Annotated in this window: 13 protein-coding genes and 3 rRNA genes; all 16 read left to right on the top strand. The window is 66.9% G+C overall.

The annotated features are described in order from the left end of the window. Nucleotides 1-10: 10 nt before the first annotated feature. The 16 genes from DEI96_RS15245 to DEI96_RS15170 all read left to right on the top strand — a co-directional run bounded on the left by DEI96_RS15245 (nucleotide 11) and on the right by DEI96_RS15170 (nucleotide 20,831). Nucleotides 11-1,207 carry an argininosuccinate synthase gene (locus tag DEI96_RS15245; protein WP_111025020.1) on the top strand — a complete coding sequence of 399 codons (1,197 nt, stop codon included), beginning with the start codon at nucleotides 11-13 and terminating at the stop codon, nucleotides 1,205-1,207. Between the two features lie 83 nt (nucleotides 1,208-1,290). After that, on the top strand, nucleotides 1,291-2,727 hold the full coding sequence (argH, locus tag DEI96_RS15240) for an argininosuccinate lyase (RefSeq protein WP_111025021.1): 1,437 nt from the start codon (nucleotides 1,291-1,293) through the stop codon (nucleotides 2,725-2,727). Next, on the top strand, nucleotides 2,724-3,422 hold the full coding sequence (locus DEI96_RS15235; protein ID WP_111025022.1) for a DNA-3-methyladenine glycosylase: 699 nt from the start codon (nucleotides 2,724-2,726) through the stop codon (nucleotides 3,420-3,422). Before argH ends, DEI96_RS15235 begins: the two co-directional genes overlap by 4 nt. A gap of 63 nt (nucleotides 3,423-3,485) precedes the next feature. Further along, entirely contained in the window at nucleotides 3,486-4,799 is a 1,314-nt protein-coding gene (gene tyrS, locus DEI96_RS15230; RefSeq protein WP_111025023.1) for a tyrosine--tRNA ligase, read from the top strand. Nucleotides 4,800-5,380: 581 nt separating this feature from the next. Further along, nucleotides 5,381-6,902, top strand: a 16S ribosomal RNA gene (locus tag DEI96_RS15225). A 432-nt stretch (nucleotides 6,903-7,334) separates the two neighbouring features. Then, a 23S ribosomal RNA gene (locus DEI96_RS15220) occupies nucleotides 7,335-10,463 on the top strand. A 157-nt stretch (nucleotides 10,464-10,620) separates the two neighbouring features. After that, nucleotides 10,621-10,737 (top strand): 5S ribosomal RNA (gene rrf / locus DEI96_RS15215). Together the 16S, 23S and 5S rRNA genes form the textbook arrangement of a ribosomal RNA operon. Before the next feature lie 1,296 nt (nucleotides 10,738-12,033). Next, nucleotides 12,034-12,885, top strand: a complete 852-nt coding sequence (locus DEI96_RS15210) for a tetratricopeptide repeat protein (RefSeq protein ID WP_111024873.1) — start codon at nucleotides 12,034-12,036, stop codon at nucleotides 12,883-12,885. 13 nt (nucleotides 12,886-12,898) lie between these two features. Continuing rightward, nucleotides 12,899-13,888, top strand: a complete 990-nt coding sequence (locus tag DEI96_RS15205) for an HAD-IIA family hydrolase (protein ID WP_111024874.1) — start codon at nucleotides 12,899-12,901, stop codon at nucleotides 13,886-13,888. Nucleotides 13,889-13,898: 10 nt separating this feature from the next. Further along, complete coding sequence (locus DEI96_RS15200; RefSeq protein ID WP_146246973.1) at nucleotides 13,899-14,087, top strand: hypothetical protein; 189 nt, start codon at nucleotides 13,899-13,901, stop codon at nucleotides 14,085-14,087. After that, on the top strand, nucleotides 14,080-14,913 hold the full coding sequence (locus tag DEI96_RS15195) for a TlyA family RNA methyltransferase (protein ID WP_111024876.1): 834 nt from the start codon (nucleotides 14,080-14,082) through the stop codon (nucleotides 14,911-14,913). The genes DEI96_RS15200 and DEI96_RS15195 overlap by 8 nt, the downstream gene beginning before the upstream one ends. Then, on the top strand, nucleotides 14,910-15,833 hold the full coding sequence (locus DEI96_RS15190; protein WP_071245131.1) for an NAD kinase: 924 nt from the start codon (nucleotides 14,910-14,912) through the stop codon (nucleotides 15,831-15,833). Before DEI96_RS15195 ends, DEI96_RS15190 begins: the two co-directional genes overlap by 4 nt. A gap of 110 nt (nucleotides 15,834-15,943) precedes the next feature. After that, a complete protein-coding gene (recN, locus tag DEI96_RS15185) occupies nucleotides 15,944-17,638 on the top strand; it encodes a DNA repair protein RecN (protein WP_111024877.1) in 1,695 nt (564 codons plus the stop codon). 126 nt (nucleotides 17,639-17,764) lie between these two features. Next, nucleotides 17,765-19,480, top strand: coding sequence for a CTP synthase (pyrG, locus tag DEI96_RS15180; RefSeq protein WP_110864214.1), 1,716 nt, complete (start codon nucleotides 17,765-17,767; stop codon nucleotides 19,478-19,480). Between the two features lie 179 nt (nucleotides 19,481-19,659). Continuing rightward, on the top strand, nucleotides 19,660-20,235 hold the full coding sequence (locus DEI96_RS15175) for an NUDIX domain-containing protein (RefSeq protein ID WP_111024878.1): 576 nt from the start codon (nucleotides 19,660-19,662) through the stop codon (nucleotides 20,233-20,235). After that, complete coding sequence (locus tag DEI96_RS15170; protein ID WP_111024879.1) at nucleotides 20,232-20,831, top strand: DUF1349 domain-containing protein; 600 nt, start codon at nucleotides 20,232-20,234, stop codon at nucleotides 20,829-20,831. The genes DEI96_RS15175 and DEI96_RS15170 overlap by 4 nt, the downstream gene beginning before the upstream one ends. The last annotated feature ends 13 nt before the right edge of the window (nucleotides 20,832-20,844 follow it).

Below are 20,844 nucleotides of genomic sequence, written 5' to 3'. Positions count from 1 at the left end.
CCGAACACCAGTGGCTGACCGCGTCGTCCTCGCGTACTCCGGCGGTTTCGACACCTCCGTCGGGATCGGCTGGCTGCGCGACGCCACCGGCAAGGACGTCGTCGCACTCGTGGTGGACGTCGGCCAGGGCGGCGAGGACCTCGAGGCGGTCCGGCAGCGTGCGCTCGACTGCGGCGCCGTCGAGTCGCTCGTCGTCGACGCCAAGGACGAGTTCGCCGACGAGTACATCGTGCCGGCGCTCCGGGCCAACGCGCTCTACCAGAAGCGGTACCCGCTCGTCTCGGCACTGAGCCGCCCGCTCATCGCGAAGCACCTCGCCCTCACGGCGAAGCAACTCGGTGCCGACAGCGTTGCGCACGGCTCCACCGGCAAGGGCAACGACCAGGTCCGCTTCGAGGCAGCCGTCGCGGCGATCGCACCGGACCTGCGGACCGTCGCACCGGTGCGGGACCTCGCCCTGACCCGCGACCGCGCCATCGCCTACGCCCAGGAGCACCGGCTGCCGATCCAGCACTCGGAGCGGGAGCCGTGGTCGGTCGACCAGAACGTGTGGGGCAGAGCCGTCGAGACCGGGCTCCTCGAGGACCCGTGGACCGCCCCCGCCGACGACCTCTACGCGACCACGCAGGACCCGGCGCTCCCGCAGCAGCCCGACGAGGTCACGATCACCTTCGACCGCGGTGTCCCGGTCGCCCTCGACGGGCAGCGGTTCAGCGTGCTGCGCATGGTGCAGGAGCTCAACGCGGTCGCCGGCAAGCACGGCGTCGGGCGGATCGACGTCGTCGAGGACCGGGTGGTCGGGATCAAGTCGCGCGAGGTCTACGAGGCGCCGGCCGCGATCGCGCTCATCGCCGCGCACGAGGAGCTCGAGAGCCTCACCCTCGAGCGCGACGTCGCCAGGTTCAAACGCGGCGTCGAGTCCGAGTGGGCCGACCTGGTCTACGACGGCCTGTGGTTCGGCGGACTCAAGCGCAGCCTCGACGCCTTCGTCGAGCACACCCAGCAGCACGTGTCCGGCGACGTCCGGTTGCGGCTGCAGGGCGGGCGTGCCACCGTGACGGGCCGTCGGTCGGAGCAGAGCCTCTACGACTTCGACCTGGCGACGTCGGACACCGGCGACGCGTTCGACCAGTCCGTGTCCAGGGGGTTCATCGAGCTCTGGTCACTGCCCAGCAAGATCTCCGCCCGCCGCGACGCGGCGAACTGACCGACGGCCGCACCACACCGACCAACCGCCCACGGCCCGAGCCCCCGGCCCGACCCAGCACCGACGAAACGACGCAGGACGACATGACCGACGAGAAGACCGACGCCACCAACACCGGTGCCCTCTGGGGCGGCCGCTTCGCCGACGGCCCGAGTGCGGCCCTCGCCGCGCTCTCGAAGTCGACGCACTTCGACTGGCAGCTCGCGCCGTACGACATCGCGGGGTCCCGAGCCCACGCCCGAGCGCTGCACACCGCGGGCTACCTGACCGCCGACGAGCTCGATCGGATGCTCGCCGGCCTCGACCGGCTCGAAGCGGCGCACGCCGACGGCACACTGCAGCCCGACGACTCCGACGAGGACGTCCACGGCGCCCTCGAACGCCTGCTCATCGCCGACCTCGGTCCCGAACTCGGCGGCAAGCTCCGCGCTGGTCGCAGCCGCAACGACCAGATCGCAACCCTCGGCCGCATGCACATGCTCGACCACGGGCGGCGCATCGGCCGGCTCGTGATCGACCTCGTCGACGCGATCACCCAGCAGGCGACCGAGCACCCGGCCGCGATCATGCCGGGCCGCACGCACCTGCAGCACGCGCAGCCCGTGCTCCTGGCCCACCACCTGCTCGCGCACGCCTGGCCGCTCGTCCGCGACCTCGAGCGCCTCCGCGACTGGGCCGGCCGCGCGAGCGTCAGCCCGTACGGTGCCGGTGCGCTGGCAGGGAGTTCGCTCGGCCTCGACCCCGCCGCGATCGCCGCGGAGCTCGGCTTCGACCGCCCGGCGGACAACTCGATCGACGCCACGGCCGCCCGCGACGTCGTCGCCGAGTTCGCGTTCGTCCTCGCGCAGATCGGCATCGACGTCTCGCGCCTGTCGGAAGAGGTCATCCTCTGGAACACGAAGGAGTTCGGCTTCGTCCGGCTCCACGACGCCTTCTCGACCGGCTCGAGCATCATGCCGCAGAAGAAGAACCCGGACATCGCCGAGCTCGCCCGGGGCAAGTCGGGGCGCCTGATCGGCAACCTGACCGGGCTCCTCGCGACCCTCAAGGGCCTGCCGCTGGCCTACAACCGCGACCTGCAGGAGGACAAGGAGCCGGTCTTCGACTCCGTCGCCACGCTCGAGGTCCTGCTGCCCGCGTTCACCGGCATGATCGCGACCCTGACCTTCGACACCGACCGGATGGCCGAGCTCGCGCCGCAGGGGTTCTCGCTCGCGACGGACGTCGCCGAGTGGCTGGTCCGCCAGGGGGTCCCGTTCCGGGATGCGCACGAGGTCTCCGGCGCGCTCGTCCGGTACTGCGAGGAGCGCGACATCGAGCTCGACGAGCCGACCGACGACGAGTACCGGTCGGTGTCCGAGCACCTCACGCCCGACGTCCGTTCCGTCCTGACCATCGAGGGCAGCGTCGCATCGCGCTCCGGCGTCGGGGGCACCGCACCCGACCGGGTCGCCGAGCAGCTCGCGTCCGTCACCCGCCGCGTCCGCGACCTGGCCGAGGGCGCACCCTTCTCGCGATGACCGAGGGGATCGCCGCGCTGCTCGCCGAGCCCGCCCCGATCGCCGCGCCGGCCCTGCTCGGTGCGACGATCGCGGGGCGCGGCGTGGCGCTCCGCATCACCGAGGTCGAGGCCTACTCCGGCCCCACCGATCCGGGATCACACGGTCATCGGGGGATGACGGAGCGCAACCGCCACCTGTTCGGTCCGCCCGGCACGCTCTACGCCTACCGCTCGTACGGCATCCACACCTGCGTCAACGTCGTGAGCGGGCCGGCCGGCACCTCGTCGGGCTCCCTGCTGCGCGGTGCGCAGGTCGTCGAGGGACTCGACGTCGCGCGAGCTCGTCGCGGGTCGAAGGTCACGGACGTCGCCTTGGCACGCGGGCCCGGCAACCTCGGTGGTGCACTCGGAGCGGTCCTCGGGCAGGACGACGGCACGTCGCTCCTCGACGGGTCCGGCCCGTTCGTGCTCACCCTGGCACCCGGCCTGGAGGCCCGGCTCGCCTCCGCCGGACCGGCCCACGTGATCGACGAGCTCCTGTCCGAGACCCTGGCCGGTCCGCCCGCGAGCGCTGCGGTCCCACGGATCTCCCGCGGCCCGCGCACCGGCGTCGGCGGCATCGCCGGCGGGGTGCGGTACCCCTGGCGCTTCTGGCTGACGGGTGACCCCACGGTCTCGACGTACCGACGGCACAAGGGCGCCCTCGACTCGTGAACCCGGCCACGGGCCTCCCGGCTGCCGCGCCTGCCGGACGTCCGTCGCCGCTACGATGGCGGGGTGTCCAGTGATACCGCTCAAGACGTCCTGACGCGCCAGCAGAACGACCCCGCCTTCGACTCGGTGTGGGACGAACTGCAGTGGCGCGGTCTGGTGCAGGTCTCGACCGACGAGACCGCGCTGCAAGAGGCCCTCGACGGTGAGCCGATCACGTACTACTGCGGGTTCGATCCGACCGCGCCGTCGCTGCACTGCGGCAACCTCCTGCAGCTCCTGACCATGCGTCGGCTGCAGCTCGCGGGGCACAAGCCGCTCGCGTTGGTGGGTGGGTCGACCGGTCTCATCGGCGATCCCCGTCCCACGGCCGAGCGCACGCTGAACACGCCGGAGACCGTGGCGGAGTGGGTGTCCCGACTGCAGGCACAGGTGTCCTGGTTCCTCAGTCCGGACGGCGACAACGGCGTCCGGCTGGTGAACAACCTCGACTGGACCGCCCCGATGTCCGCGATCGACTTCCTGCGCGACGTCGGCAAGTACTTCCGCGTCAACTCGATGCTCAAGAAGGACGCCGTCGCCGCGCGCCTGAACTCCGATGCGGGGATCAGCTACACCGAGTTCAGCTACCAGATCCTGCAGGGGCTCGACTACCGCGAACTCTTCCGGCAGTACGGGTGCACGCTGCAGACCGGTGGCTCGGACCAGTGGGGCAACCTGACCTCGGGCACCGAGCTCGTCCGTCGTGCCGAAGGTGCCACGGTGCACGCTCTCGGGACCCCGCTCATCACGAACTCCGACGGCACGAAGTTCGGCAAGAGCGAGGGCAACGCGATCTGGCTCGACGCCGAGATGACCTCGCCCTACGCCATGTACCAGTTCTGGCTCAACACGACGGACGCCGACGTGATCGCCCGACTGCGGCAGTTCACGTTCCTGACGCGCGCCGAGATCGAACGACTCGAGCAGGCCGTCGCCGACGAGCCCTTCCGACGAGAGGCCCAGCGGACCCTGGCCTTCGAGGTCACCTCGATCGTGCACGGAGTGGCGGCGACCCAGGCGGCGATCGATGCCGCGGCCGCGCTGTTCGGTAACGGTGACCTCGGTGCGCTCGACCCGGAGACCCTGCGGTCGGCGATCGCCGCGCTGCCGGGATCGGTCACGCTCGACTCCGGAGCGGACGTCGCACGGGCACTCGTGGAGACCGGACTCGTGAAGTCCCTCGGCGAGGCCCGCCGCGCGATCGACCAGGGCGGCGTCTCCGTGAACAACGTCCGGGCCGAAGACCCGGCCGCCCCGTTGTCCGGACTCGCCCTGCCCGGGGGAGTGCTCGTCCTCCGTCGTGGCAAGAAGACCCTCGCCGGAGTGACGCTCGCCTGATCCCGGTTGCTCGCCCCCCTGTGGTGCCCGGTTCCCCGGTGGAACCGGGCATCGCTGCGTCCGGGCGACGTGTGTTGCACAACGCGACACGCCCGGGATGGGGGCTGGCTTGGCGCACTCGCTCAGGGCTGCGTATAGTTCTTACTCGTCACCCCAAAGGTGCGGCGGAGCGGCTGGAGCGAAAGCCCAGAGCACGTCGGCCCTCAAGCGGGACCATCCTCCACTGAAGTTCAGATCGGGCCTTGCGCCGGATCGCTTCGACGCCTAGGATGACAAGCCCACCGGTTCTCTCCCCTCGGGATGAGCCACTGGACCTCCGGGTCCGACGAACAACCGGTGGCAAGCCAAGAACACAAGCCTTGTGGCTGAAGCTCGAACTCGAGCCGAGGAGCAAGTGCGTCTGGTCCTTGAGAACTCAACAGCGTGCACATTGTCAATGCCAATTTATTGATTGACCTCGTGCCTGGTCGGCTTGCTGACCGGGTCATGAAGCAATTCCTTTTGGATTGAAGATTGTCAGTAGACAGTCAACAGTCAGAATCAACTCGGTCTGATGCCTTCGGGTGTTGGGTCTGTATTTTTTTACGGAGAGTTTGATCCTGGCTCAGGACGAACGCTGGCGGCGTGCTTAACACATGCAAGTCGAACGATGATGCCCAGCTTGCTGGGTGGATTAGTGGCGAACGGGTGAGTAACACGTGAGTAACCTGCCCCTGACTCTGGGATAAGCGTTGGAAACGACGTCTAATACTGGATATGATCACTGGCCGCATGGTCTGGTGGTGGAAAGATTTTTTGGTTGGGGATGGACTCGCGGCCTATCAGCTTGTTGGTGAGGTAATGGCTCACCAAGGCGACGACGGGTAGCCGGCCTGAGAGGGTGACCGGCCACACTGGGACTGAGACACGGCCCAGACTCCTACGGGAGGCAGCAGTGGGGAATATTGCACAATGGGCGAAAGCCTGATGCAGCAACGCCGCGTGAGGGATGACGGCCTTCGGGTTGTAAACCTCTTTTAGTAGGGAAGAAGCGAAAGTGACGGTACCTGCAGAAAAAGCACCGGCTAACTACGTGCCAGCAGCCGCGGTAATACGTAGGGTGCAAGCGTTGTCCGGAATTATTGGGCGTAAAGAGCTCGTAGGCGGTTTGTCGCGTCTGCTGTGAAATCCCGAGGCTCAACCTCGGGCTTGCAGTGGGTACGGGCAGACTAGAGTGCGGTAGGGGAGATTGGAATTCCTGGTGTAGCGGTGGAATGCGCAGATATCAGGAGGAACACCGATGGCGAAGGCAGATCTCTGGGCCGTAACTGACGCTGAGGAGCGAAAGCATGGGGAGCGAACAGGATTAGATACCCTGGTAGTCCATGCCGTAAACGTTGGGCGCTAGATGTAGGGACCTTTCCACGGTTTCTGTGTCGTAGCTAACGCATTAAGCGCCCCGCCTGGGGAGTACGGCCGCAAGGCTAAAACTCAAAGGAATTGACGGGGGCCCGCACAAGCGGCGGAGCATGCGGATTAATTCGATGCAACGCGAAGAACCTTACCAAGGCTTGACATACACCGGAAACGGCCAGAGATGGTCGCCCCCTTGTGGTCGGTGTACAGGTGGTGCATGGTTGTCGTCAGCTCGTGTCGTGAGATGTTGGGTTAAGTCCCGCAACGAGCGCAACCCTCGTTCTATGTTGCCAGCGGGTTATGCCGGGGACTCATAGGAGACTGCCGGGGTCAACTCGGAGGAAGGTGGGGATGACGTCAAATCATCATGCCCCTTATGTCTTGGGCTTCACGCATGCTACAATGGCCGGTACAAAGGGCTGCGATACCGTAAGGTGGAGCGAATCCCAAAAAGCCGGTCTCAGTTCGGATTGAGGTCTGCAACTCGACCTCATGAAGTCGGAGTCGCTAGTAATCGCAGATCAGCAACGCTGCGGTGAATACGTTCCCGGGCCTTGTACACACCGCCCGTCAAGTCATGAAAGTCGGTAACACCCGAAGCCGGTGGCCTAACCCTTGTGGAAGGAGCCGTCGAAGGTGGGATCGGTGATTAGGACTAAGTCGTAACAAGGTAGCCGTACCGGAAGGTGCGGCTGGATCACCTCCTTTCTAAGGAGCATCTGGTCAGTGCTGGTCGCCCATCATGGGTGGTTGGTTGCTGGTCCAGGCGCCTGTTTCGGACCGAACGTGTCCGACGGGTAGCTCATGGGTGGAACATTGACAGTGCAGTTGGGAGTGATGCTTCCGACCTCAGTACGCTCTGCTTGCAGGGTTGGGACGGGTCGGGGTGGAGCTGCCAGCTGGTGCACGTTGTTGGGTCCTGAGGGACCAGGCTTCCTGCTGCTACGTGAGTGGTGGTGGGGGTTGGGCCTACGGGTCCTTCGTCGGGCCAGGGTGAACCTACTGTTGTGGTGGGGGAGTGCTGGTGCCGATCGTATGTTGAGAACTACACAGTGGACGCGAGCATCTTTGATTCGCGTCATCCATGATCAGCCTTCGGGTTGTTGAGTGGTGACGTTGGATCGCAATTTTAATCTTTGTGGTCAAGTTTCTAAGAGCAAACGGTGGATGCCTTGGCATCTGGAGCCGATGAAGGACGTAGAAATCTGCGATAAGCCTCGGGGAGCTGATAATCGAGCCTCGATCCGAGGATTTCCGAATGGGGAAACCCCGCCAGGCGCTTTTGCGACCTGGTGACTCCCGCCTGAATATATAGGGCGGGTAGAGGGAACGTGGGGAAGTGAAACATCTCAGTACCCACAGGAAGAGAAAACAACATGTGATTCCGTGAGTAGTGGCGAGCGAAAGCGGATGAGGCTAAACCGATCATGTGTGATAGCCGGCGGGCGTTGCATGGTCGGGGTTGTGGGACACGTCACTCAGTTCTGCCGGACTGGGACGGTTACAGCGCATCATAGTCGAACCGGTTTGAAAGCCGGGCCGTAGTGGGTGCCAGCCCCGTAGACGAAATGGTGTTATGGCCGGATGTGTATCCCAAGTAGCACGGGGCCCGAGAAATCCCGTGTGAATCTGTCAGGACCACCTGATAAGCCTAAATACTCCCAGATGACCGATAGCGGACAAGTACCGTGAGGGAAAGGTGAAAAGTACCCCGGGAGGGGAGTGAAATAGTACCTGAAACCGTTTGCTTACAAACCGTCGGAGCCTCCTTAGTAGGGGTGACGGCGTGCCTTTTGAAGAATGAGCCTGCGAGTTAGTGATATGTGGCGAGGTTAACCCGTGAGGGGCAGCCGTAGCGAAAGCGAGTCTGAATAGGGCGTTTGAGTCGCATGTTCTAGACCCGAAGCGAAGTGATCTATCCATGGCCAGGTTGAAGCGACGGTAAGACGTCGTGGAGGACCGAACCCACTTCAGTTGAAAATGGAGGGGATGAGCTGTGGATAGGGGTGAAAGGCCAATCAAACTTCGTGATAGCTGGTTCTCTCCGAAATGCATTTAGGTGCAGCGTTGCGTGTTTCTCGCCGGAGGTAGAGCTACTGGATGGCCGATGGGCCTCAACAGGTTACTGACGTCAGCCAAACTCCGAATGCCGGTGAGTGAGAGCGCAGCAGTGAGACGGTGGGGGATAAGCTTCATCGTCGAGAGGGAAACAACCCAGACTACCAACTAAGGTCCCTAAGCGTGTGCTAAGTGGGAAAGGATGTGGAGTTGCACAGACAACCAGGAGGTTGGCTTAGAAGCAGCCACCCTTGAAAGAGTGCGTAATAGCTCACTGGTCAAGTGATTCCGCGCCGACAATGTAACGGGGCTCAAGCACACCACCGAAGTTGTAGATTTCGCACTATAGACAAGCCTTCGTGGTTCAGTCGTGCGGAGTGGTAGGAGAGCGTCGTGTGGCGAGTGAAGCGGCGGAGTGATCCAGCCGTGGACGCTACACGAGTGAGAATGCAGGCATGAGTAGCGAAAGACGGGTGAGAAACCCGTCCTCCGAAAGACCAAGGGTTCCAGGGCCAGGTTAATCCGCCCTGGGTAAGTCGGGACCTAAGGCGAGGCCGACAGGCGTAGTCGATGGACAACGGGTTGATATTCCCGTACCGGCGAACAACCGCCCAAGCTAATCCAGTGGTGCTAAGAGTCCTAACCCGGTACAACCGGATCCCTTCGGGGTGATGGTGGCCGGTCTAACGCTCGACCCCATGCTGGTGCGGTTAGCGTATGAACAGGTGTGACGCAGGAAGGTAGCTGAGCCAGGCGATGGTATCCGTAAGGTGAACCTGGTGTAAGGATGTAGGGCTGACGATAGGCAAATCCGTCGTCTGTATGCCTGAGATCCGACGCGTACCCGTAAGGGGAAATCAGTGATCCTATGCTGCCGAGAAAAGCATCGACGCGAGGTTGCAGCCGCCCGTACCCGAAACCGACTCAGGTGGTCAGGTAGAGAATACCAAGGAGATCGAGAGAATCGTGGTTAAGGAACTCGGCAAAATGCCCCCGTAACTTCGGGAGAAGGGGGGCCGGACACGTGACCGGATTTACTCCGTGAGCGTTGAAGGCCGCAGAGACCAGTGGGAAGCGACTGTTTACTAAAAACACAGGTCCGTGCGAAGTCGCAAGACGATGTATACGGACTGACGCCTGCCCGGTGCTGGAAGGTTAAGAGGAAGGGTTAGCCTTTGGGCGAAGCTCTGAATTTAAGCCCCAGTAAACGGCGGTGGTAACTATAACCATCCTAAGGTAGCGAAATTCCTTGTCGGGTAAGTTCCGACCTGCACGAATGGCGTAACGACTTCCCAGCTGTCTCAACCGCGAACTCGGCGAAATTGCACTACGAGTAAAGATGCTCGTTACGCGCAGCAGGACGGAAAGACCCCGTGACCTTTACTACAGTTTGGTATTGGTGTTCGGAGTGGCTTGTGTAGGATAGGTGGGAGACTGTGAAGCGGGCACGCTAGTGTTCGTGGAGTCATTGTTGAAATACCACTCTGGTCACTTTGGATGTCTAACGTAGGACCCTGATCGGGTTCATGGACAGTGCCTGATGGGTAGTTTAACTGGGGCGGTTGCCTCCCAAAGAGTAACGGAGGCGCCCAAAGGTTCCCTCAACCTGGTTGGCAATCAGGTGGCGAGTGTAAGTGCACAAGGGAGCTTGACTGTGAGACTGACAGGTCGAGCAGGGACGAAAGTCGGGACTAGTGATCCGGCAGTGGCTTGTGGAAGCGCTGTCGCTCAACGGATAAAAGGTACCTCGGGGATAACAGGCTGATCTTGCCCAAGAGTCCATATCGACGGCATGGTTTGGCACCTCGATGTCGGCTCGTCGCATCCTGGGGCTGGAGTAGGTCCCAAGGGTTGGGCTGTTCGCCCATTAAAGCGGTACGCGAGCTGGGTTTAGAACGTCGTGAGACAGTTCGGTCCCTATCCGCTGCGCGCGTTGGAAATTTGAGAAGATCTATCCCTAGTACGAGAGGACCGGGATGGACGAACCTCTGGTGTGTCAGTTGTTCTGCCAAGGGCACCGCTGATTAGCTACGTTCGGACCGGATAACCGCTGAAAGCATCTAAGCGGGAAGCCGTCTTCGAGATGAGATTTCCATGCACCTTGAGTGTGAGAGGCTCCCAGCAGACTACTGGGTTGATAGGCCGGATGTGGAAGCGGGGACTAACGACCCGTGGAGCTGACCGGTACTAATAAGCCGAAGACTTGATAACACACTGATTTCCGTGCACTTGTTGCACGGGCTCGCGTCCACTTTGTGGTTCCCGACAGACGATCGGGAATCGAGACTGAATACACCGCTCTGCCCTCTTCACGGAGGGTGGTAGTCGGGACAGCTTTGAGACCAATGTATGATCTGGTCGAGAGTGTTCCGGTGGTCATAGCGAGAGGGAAACGCCCGGTCACATTCCGAACCCGGAAGCTAAGCCTCTCAGCGCCGATGGTACTGCAAGGGGGACCTTGTGGGAGAGTAGGACGCCGCCGGACTTAACGTTTGAAAGATGTGGCCATCGGCCCTCCATCGAGAATTCGCAGGGGAAACCCTCGTTCTCGGTCGGGGCCGGTGGCCATTTCTGTTTCTGCCGCCGTTCGCTCGACGCCGGCTCTGGTTCGTGATGGACTGGAGGCCGACGTCGGGTGACCGACGCGGCACCCAACACAACGACACAGCGGACGAACGCCCGAGGCACTGCACCGGGCACGCGATGAGGAGCAACGGTGGCGAACGACGACGATCAGCGGCGGAACGACGGGGACCGCGGAGATCGACCCCGGCGGGACGGCGACCGGTTCCCGCGTCGCGACGGCGCTCCGCGACGGGACGGCCAGAGCGATGGTCGTTGGTCGTCCGGTCCTCGTGAGTTCGAGCGCCGCGAAGGCGACCGTCGTGATCGTCCGCAGGGTGGAGACCGTCCGTTCCGTGACGGTGCACCCCGCCGGGACAGCGCTCCGCGTCGTGATGGGGATCGTCCGTTCCGGTCCGGCGACCGGAACGACCGTCCGTCGTGGCAGGGCGACCGTGGTGACTCCGGCCGGCCGCCGCGTGGCGATGGTCCGCGCGGTGCCGATCGTCCGCGACGCGATGGCGATCGTCCGTTCCGTGGTGGCTCCGACCGCCCGGCTCGTGACGGTGATCGTCCGTTCCGTGGCGGGAGTTCTGACCGTCCGCGCCGTGACGGTGACCGCCCGTTCCAGGGTGGTTCAGACCGTCCGCGTCGTGATGGCGATCGCCCGTACCGCGGTGGCTCGGACCGTCCCGCTCGTGATGGTGATCGTCCGTACCGTGGCGGGTCCTCCGACCGGCCGCGCCGTGACGGGGACCGACCCTTCCAGGGCGGTTCTGACCGTCGCCGTGGCGATGGCGACCGCCCGTACCGCGGGGGCTCCGATCGTCCGGCTCGCGACGGGGACCGCCCGTACCGCGGGGGATCCTCGGACCGTCCCGCTCGTGATGGCGACCGTCCGTACCGCGGGGGCTCCGACCGCCCTGCTCGAGACGGCGACCGCCCGTACCGCGGTGGTTCGTCCGACCGTCCGGCCCGTGGTGGTTCGTCCGACCGTTCGTTCCGCGGTGGTTCGTCGGACCGCCCGGCTCGCGACGGCGGTGAGGACCGTCGTCGTTTCGGTGACGGCAGCCGTCACGCCGGCGCCCGTTTCGGTGAGGCCGCGCGCGACGACTGGGAGGACCGCGACCCCTACGGCACGAAGTCGATCCGTCCGCGCCACGACGACCCGGAGATCCCCGAGGAGATCCAGGCGCGCGACCTCGACCCCGCGGCCCGGATGGAGTTGAAGACCCTCAGCAAGGACAACGCCGACTGGGTTGCCCGTCACCTCGTGGCCGCCGCGCTCTTCGTCGACGACGACCCCGAGACGGCCAACCAGCACGCCCTGAGTGCTGCTCGTCGTGCCGGTCGTGTCGGTGTCGTCCGCGAGACGGCCGCGATCACCGCGTACCGCCTCGGCGACTTCGCCACCGCGCTCCGGGAGCTCCGCACCTACCGTCGGATCTCCGGTCGCAACGACCAGCTCCCGATGATGGTGGACTGCGAGCGTGGCCTGGGCCGTCCGGAGCGGGCACTCGAGCTCGGTCGTTCGGTCGAGCGCTCGGCCCTCGAGACCCCGGTGCAGGTCGAGCTCGCGATCGCCATGTCCGGCGCTCGTCTCGACCTCGGGAATCCCACAGCCGCCCTCGGCGAGCTGGAGATTCCACAGCTCGACCCATCCACCGCCTACACGTGGTCCCCGGCGCTCTACAGTGCTTACGCGGCCACGCTCGAGGAGCTCGGTCGACAGGACGAGGCCGACGAGTGGTGGGCCCGTGTGGACCGCGCGGCAGCGGCCCTCGCCGAAATCGCGGACGACAACGCTTGGGAGACAGTTGATGTGGTCGAGGAAACGCTCGAAGTCGAAGAACACGGAGACGCCGGAGACGCCGCCGCCGATGACCTCGGAGCCGACGACGTCGCGACCGACGAACTCGACGGCGACGACGAATCCGCCGACGACATCGACGACGACCTCGATGACGAACCCGCCCTCGACGCCCTCGACGACGACACCTCCGCAGCCGACGAGCCCGGCGAGATCGACGACGACAACCCCCGCGACGTCGACGGCTCCGCAGCCGGCTGAGCACTCGGCGGCCTTGACCGACGGCGTCGACGTGGTCCTCACCGACCTCGACGGCGTCGTCTACCGCGGCCGCAACGCCATCCCGCACGCGGTCGAGGCCCTCACCCGGGCATCGCTCACGGCGCGGGTCGGCTACATCACGAACAACGCGTCGCGCCGACCGATCGACGTCGCAGAGCACCTCGAGCGGTACGGGCTCGAGGTGTCCGAGGGTGACGTCGTCACCTCGTCGCAGGCCGGCGTCCAGCTGCTCGCGACCCTGGTGCCGGCCGGATCGACCGTCCTGGTCACCGGCGGGCTCGGCCTGTCGAGCATCGTCGAGGAAGCCGGGTTCACGGTCACCTCGAGTGCCGAGGACTCCCCGGCCGCGGTGATCCAGGGCTTCTCGCCGGACCTCGGTTGGAAGGAACTGGCCGAGGCATCGTTCGCCCTGGCCGACCCGGGCGTGCCGTGGGTGGCCACGAACATGGACTGGTCGATCCCGGTGGAGCGGGGCATCGCGCCCGGCAACGGCACGCTCGTGTCCGCCGTGCACCAGGCGGTCGGCCGGATGCCTGTGGTTGCCGGCAAGCCGGAGCGGCCGATCTTCGACACGGCGGTCGAGCGATTCGGCGGCGGTCGCACCCTGTTCATCGGGGACCGGTTGGACACCGACATCAAGGGCGCGAACGACGCCGGTATCCCGAGCGTGCTCGTGCTCACCGGCATCGACAAGGCGAAGCAGGTGCTCGCGGCCGACCAGCGCTCGCGTCCCACCTACGTGCTCGAAGACCTCCGGGGGCTGTCCCAGCCGTACCCGGAGACGGTGCGGCGCGAGGACGAGGACGGCACCAGGTACGTGACCGTCGGTACCTCGACGGTGGCGATGCGCGGGCACGTCGTCCGGGTGCTCGACGCCGGGACGGACATCGATCGGCTCCGTGCCGGCTCGACGCTCATCTGGGAGTCCGGGTTGGCCATCTACGGCCTCGACGTGGACCCGCAGCTGTACGGCGGCGAGTAGCGTGTCGGACGTGCCGAACCCCGAGCAGACGTCCGCCGAACCCGAGCAGACGTCCGTCGAACCCGAGCAGCAGGACGCCTTCGCCGCGCGCACCGCCGAGGCCGAGGCCCTGCCGCTCGCCGACCGTGCCGACGCCTTCTCCGCCCTGCACGACGAGCTGCGGACGCGGCTCGAGAGCGGCGGCTCCGCGAGTGCCTGAGCCGGACGGAGCCGTGCACGACGCGACCCCGGTCCGCCTCGACGCCCTCCTCGCTGCACGCGGGCTCGCACGGTCGCGCACCGTCGCCAGCAAGCTGATCCAGGACGGCCGGGTGCTCGTGGGCGGCCGTGCCGTCCTGAAGCCGTCGACGCCGATCGCGTCCGACGCGGACATCGAGGTCGACGCCGCGGACGAGTGGGTCTCGCGGGCGGCCCGGAAGCTCGTCGGTGCACTCGACGCGTTCGGCGTCGAACCTTTCGGTCGGGTCGTGCTCGACGTGGGTGCGAGCACCGGTGGGTTCACCCAGGTGCTGCTCGCACGCGGTGCGCGCCGTGTCATCGCGCTCGACGTGGGGCACGGACAGCTGCACCCCACCATCGCGCTCGACGAACGCGTCGCCGTGGTCGAGGGGACGAACGCGCGAAACCTCACGCGCGCCGACTACCTGGCGCTCGACGGCACCGCCGCCGAGACGAGTCTGGTGGTGGGCGACCTGTCCTTCATCTCGCTCCGACTGGTGCTGCCGGCGCTGGCCGAAGCCGTCCCCGCGGACGAGTTCGTGCTCCTGGTGAAGCCCCAGTTCGAAGTGGGTCGTGGCGGTGTCCGCGAGGGCATCGTGCACGACGCCGGGCTCCGGAACGACGCGCTCATGAACGTGCTGTGGGCGGCGTGGGACCTGGGCCTCGGCACCAGTGGGCTCGCCGCGTCCCCGATCGTCGGGACACACGGCAACCACGAGTACCTGGCCCGCTTCCAGCGCGGTGTCGGGGGCAATCCGACAGAATGGAGAGTCCGGGCGACCGAACTCACGGAAGGGTCTTCATGAGTGACGAACGGCACATCCTGCTCGTGTCCCACACGGGTCGCCGTGACTCGATCGACGCTGCGGTCGAGGTCTGCGACCTCCTGCACGCGGCCGGTCTCACGCCCGTCATGCCCTTCGACGAGTACGCCGACATCCGTCGTGCCGAGGCGTCGGTCGGCAAGGTCGACATCCTCGGCGTCGACGTCCAGCCGAACCAGCTCGAGATCGTCATCGTGCTCGGCGGCGACGGCACGATCCTCCGCGCGGCGGAACTCGTCCGGAACACCGGCGCTCCACTGATCGGGGTGAACCTCGGGCACGTCGGGTTCCTGGCCGAGAGCGAGCGCGACGGTCTGTCCGAGACGGTCGAGCGCGCGCTGTCCGGCGAGTACAACGTCGAGGAACGCGTCACCCTGCAGGTCGACGTGGTCGTCGGCAACCAGATCGTCTACTCGAGCTGGGCGCTGAACGAGGCCACGATCGAGAAGGCCTCCCGGGAACGGATGCTCGAGGTCGTGACCGAGGTCGACGGCCGCCCGCTGTCGTCCTTCGGCTGCGACGGCGTGGTCGTGTCGACCCCGACCGGCTCCACGGCGTACTCGTTCTCCGGCGGTGGCCCCATCGTGTGGCCGGACGTCGACGCGCTGCTCATGGTGCCGCTGAGCGCCCACGCCCTGTTCGCCCGACCGATCGTCGTCGGGCCGGACTGCACGCTCGCGATCGAGGTCCTGCGGCGCACGAGCGGCGTCGGCGTCCTGTGGTGCGACGGCCGACGGACCCACGACCTGCCCCCGGGCGCCCGTGTCGAGGTCCGGCGTTCGCCCGACCCGGTGCGGGTCGCCCGCCTCAAGGACGCTCCGTTCACCGACCGCCTGGTCGCGAAGTTCCAGCTGCCCGTCGCCGGGTGGCGCGGCCCCCAGAGCGACGAGGACGACCGATGAGCGCGGAGAACACCCGATGAGCGCGGAGAACACCCGATGATCGGCGTGGATGGGCGCAGCATCGCTTCCGCCCGGTCGGCCGTGGCGCAGCGAACGACGGAGGACGACCGATGATCGAGGAGATCGCGATCCGCGACCTCGGTGTCATCGGTGAGACCACGCTCGAACTCGGGCCGGGCTTCACCGTCGTCACCGGGGAGACCGGTGCGGGCAAGACGATGATCGTCACCGCGCTCGGGCTGCTGCTCGGTGCGCGGGCCGACGCCGGTTCGGTGCGCCGCGGTGCGCCGAGCGCCGTCGTCGAAGGCCGCTGGCACGTCCCCGAGCAGGACGCCGTCGCCGAACGTGTCGAGGACGCCGGCGGCACCGTCGAGGACGGCGAACTCATCCTCACCCGCACGGTCTCCGCCGAGGGGCGCAGCCGTGCCACGGTGGGCGGTCGGAGTGCGCCCGTGGCGGTGCTCGGCGAGCTCGCCGACCAGCTCGTCACCGTGCACGGGCAGTCGGACCAGATCCGCCTGACCTCGGCAACGGCGCAGCGAGCTGCCCTCGACGGGTTCGGGGGAGCCTCGCTCGAGAAGGCCCTCACCCGGTACGTCGCCGCGTACGACGCCTGGCAGCAGCACGCCGGTGAACTCGAGGTCCTGGTCCGCGACCGGGACGACCGGGTGGCCGAGGCCGAGCGGATCCGCGCGGCCTCGGACGAGATCGAGGCCGCCGACCCGCAGCCCGGCGAGGACGTCGAACTGGCCGAACGCGCCGAACGGTTGGGCAACCTCGAGGAGCTCCGGTTGTCCGCGGCCCTGGCGCACGAGGCGTTGTCCAGCGAGTCCCTCGACGGTGTCTCCGACGTCGTCGGCCTGGTCGAGTCCGCACGCCGTGCCGTGGAGCGCGTCGCGTCGTCGGACAGTGCCCTGCAGCCGGTGCTCGAGCAGCTCACGGAGCTCGGGATCCAGGCGGCCGAGGCCTCGGCGAGCATCTCGAGCTACCTCGGTTCCCTGGAACCCGAGGCCGGGCACGACCTCGAACTCATCAACGAACGCCGAGCCCTGCTGGCCGGCCTCACCCGCAAGTACGGCGAGACGGTGGACGACGTCATCGCCTACGGACAGCGCGCGAGCGACCGGCTGCTCGAGCTCGACGGCGACGACGACCGGATCGCGGCGTTGCAGCAGTCGGTCGAGCAGGACGAGCAGGCGCTCGAGTCCGCCGCCGCCGCGCTCACGACGGCGCGCACCAAGGCGGCGACCGACCTGGCGAAGCGTGTGACCGCTGAGCTGAAGACCCTCGCGATGGGCGGCGCGACCCTGGTGGTCGAGGTCACCGACGCCGGCGAGTACCGCCGCCACGGCCGTGACCAGGTCACGATCCTGCTCCAGCCGCACTCCGGCACCGATCCCCGGCCGATCGGCAAGGGGGCGTCCGGCGGTGAGCTGTCGCGCGTGATGCTCGCGATCGAGGTCGTCATGGCCGGCAGCACCACAGTGCCGACGTTCGTCTTCGACGAGGTCGACGCCGGTGTCGGTGGGGCGGCGGCGATCGAGATCGGCCGACGGCTGGCGAAGCTCGCCGAGCGCACGCAGGTCATCGTCGTCACGCACCTGGCCCAGGTCGCGGCCTTCGCGAACAACCACCTCAACGTCGTGAAGGACGCCAGCGGTGCCGTGACCTCGTCGAGCGTGCGCCGGCTCGAGGGTGAGGACCGTCTGCAGGAGATGGCACGGCTGCTCTCCGGGCTCGGCGACAGCGCCAGCGGCATCGAGCACGCCCGCGAGCTGCTCGACGTCGCCGGCCAGCGAGCCTGACGACCAAGCAGGCGGGTGCCGCCCGCCGATCCGGCCACGGCCCGAGGACCCGGCCACCCACCCGCGCAACGCCCACGGCGAACCGAGGTCGCGCCTCCCGGCAGTTCTGACGTACGATGGAATCCCGTGGCGGACACTCTCAGCGGCGGTACCAATTCTTCGAACTCGACCCCGAAGGTGACGAAGCAGATCTTCGTGACCGGCGGGGTCGTCTCGTCTCTCGGCAAGGGCCTGACGGCGGCCAGCCTCGGCAACCTGCTCACGGCTCGCGGCCTCAAGGTCGTCATGCAGAAGCTCGACCCGTACCTCAACGTGGACCCGGGCACCATGAACCCGTTCCAGCACGGCGAGGTCTTCGTGACCGACGACGGTGCGGAGACGGACCTCGACATCGGGCACTACGAGCGCTTCCTCGACATCAACCTGTCGCAGGCCGCGAACGTCACGACCGGTCAGGTGTACTCGACGGTGATCGCCAAGGAGCGTCGCGGCGAGTACCTCGGCGACACGGTGCAGGTCATCCCGCACATCACCGACGAGATCAAGCGCCGGATGCGCGAGCAGGCGCAGAACGACCCGCAGCCCGACGTCATCATCACCGAGGTCGGTGGCACCGTCGGCGACATCGAGTCGCAGCCGTTCATCGAGTCCGCCCGTCAGGTGCGGCACGAGCTCGGCCGCAACAACGTGTTCTTCGTGCACGTCTCCCTGGTGCCGTTCATGAACGCCTCGGGCGAGCAGAAGACCAAGCCGACGCAGCACTCCGTCGCCGCGCTCCGCTCGATCGGCATCCAGCCCGACGCGCTCGTGCTGCGCAGCGACCGCCCGGTGTCGGAGTCGAACAAGCGCAAGATCGCGCTGATGTGCGACGTCGACGAGGACGCCGTGGTGAACGCCGTGGACGTCCCCTCGATCTACGACCTGCCGACGCTGCTGAACAACCAGGGCCTCGACCAGGTCATCGTCGAGGCGCTCAAGCTCGACGCCGGTCCGGTCGACTGGACCGCGTGGACCCCGGTGCTGAAGGCCGTGCACGAGCCGAAGAAGGCCGTCACGATCGCGCTGGTCGGCAAGTACATCGACCTGCCGGACGCCTACCTGTCCGTCACCGAGGCGCTCCGTGCCGGCGGTTTCGCGCACGACGCCAAGGTGACGCTGAAGTGGGTCGTGTCCGACGACTGCACCACGCCCGAGGGCGCGGCGAAGCAGCTCGGCGACGTCGACGGCATCTGCATCCCCGGTGGGTTCGGCGTGCGCGGCATCGAGGGCAAGCTCGGCGCGCTGAAGTTCGCGCGTGAGCAGGGCATCCCGACGCTCGGCCTGTGCCTCGGCCTGCAGTGCATGGTCATCGAGTACGCCCGCCACGAGGTCGGTCTGACCGACGCGTCGAGCACCGAGTTCGACCCGGAGACCTCGACCCCGGTCATCGCGACGATGGCGGAGCAGGTCGACATCATCGCGGGCGGCGACCTGGGCGGCACGATGCGCCTGGGCCTGTACCCGGCGTCGTTCACCGAAGGGTCGCTGGCCGCGGAGCTGTACGGTGCGCCCGAGGCCTCCGAGCGCCACCGTCACCGCTACGAGGTGAACAACAAGTACCGCGAGCAGATCGCGGACGCCGGCCTCGTCTTCTCGGGCACCTCGCCCGACGGCACGCTGGTGGAGTACGTCGAGCTCCCGCGCGACGTGCACCCGTTCTACATCGCCACGCAGGCGCACCCGGAGCTCCGCTCGCGTCCGACCGATGCGCACCCGCTGTTCGCGGGGCTCGTCGCGGCCGCGATCGAGCGTCACGAGGCGTCCAGCCTGTTCGACCCGCAGACCGAGGAGCAGGTCGCGTAAGCGCCGGTCTCCACGACCGGACGGGAGGCGCGGTGCCAGCTGGCACCGCGCCTCCCGTCCGTCTGGGGGGCGCGTCCACGGCACGTGGTTCCGGACACGGAACCACGGAACGACGCGGTGCTGTGTCCGGAACCTGGTTCCGACGGGGGCGTCCGGCGCGCGCGTGCTTGGATGGAGCGGTGACAGACGCACCGATCGCTGACGAGTCCGCCTCCTTCGAGGTCACCGAATCCACCGTCGTGTACGAGGGCGCCGTCTGGGACGTGCGCCGCGACACCGTCGCGTACAACGGCGACTCGATGGTCCGCGAGTACATCGACCACACGGGCGCCGTCGCCGTGTACGCCGAGGACGACGAGGGCCGCGTCCTGGTCATCCAGCAGTACCGGCACCCGGTGCGGCTGCGCGACTGGGAGCTGCCCGCCGGTCTGCTCGACATGGAGGGCGAGGACCACCTGACGGCTGCGAAGCGCGAGCTGGGCGAGGAGGCCGACCTCGAGGCCGACACGTGGGAGCCCCTGGTCCGGTACAACACGTCCTCGGGCGGCAGTGACGAGTTCATCCAGATCTACCGGGCGCGCGGTGTCCGGTCGACCGAGTCCGCGTTCGAGCGCGAGGCCGAAGAGGCAGACATCGTGACCCGTTGGGTCCCCCGGGCAGAGCTGCTCGAGGGGATCCTGGGCGGTCGGCTCAACAACTCGGCCCTCGTCGTCGCGACGCTCGCCGTCGAGGCCATCGAACAGCGCCGCAAATGAGCGGGCCTGCGGTCGACGGTCTGCGCGACCTGGTCGCCAGGGGCACTTGGACGCACGAGCCTGCGGCCGCCGAGTTCGACGGCGACGTGTTCCGCGTCACCGCGGTCGAGGGCAGTGACGCCTGGCGGACCACCTCGTACGGGTTCGTGCACGACTCCGAGCACGCGTTGCTGCAGCCGACGGACGGGCCGTTCTCGGTCGAGGCGTCGTTCGTGCTCGACTACACCGAGCAGTTCGACCAGGCCGGGGTGTTCCTGCGCGTCGACGAACAGACCTGGATCAAGGCCGGCGTGGAGTTCTCGGACGGAGCGCCGCAGCTCGGCGCCGTGGTGACGCGTGGGTTCTCGGACTGGTCGGTGTCGCCCGTGCCGGAGTGGGTGAACCGGGTGGTGACCGTCCGCGCGAGCCGCGATGGTGACGCCGTGACGATCCGGGCGTGGGCCGAGGGCGACGAGCCCCGGCTCGTCCGGGTCGCGTACCTGGGCCCGGACGCCGTCGTGTCCGCGGGGCTGCTGTGCGCCGGACCGACGCGGGCCGGGCTGACCGTGACGTTCACCGGGTTCCGCGTGGGCGCGCCGGACGAGGCGTTGCACTGACGGGCGGGTGGCC

It is taken from the genome of Curtobacterium sp. MCLR17_031 (assembly GCF_003234775.2).
GTDB classification, from domain to species: Bacteria; Actinomycetota; Actinomycetes; order Actinomycetales; family Microbacteriaceae; genus Curtobacterium; species Curtobacterium flaccumfaciens.
This window is presented reverse-complemented; position numbering and strand designations above follow the sequence as displayed.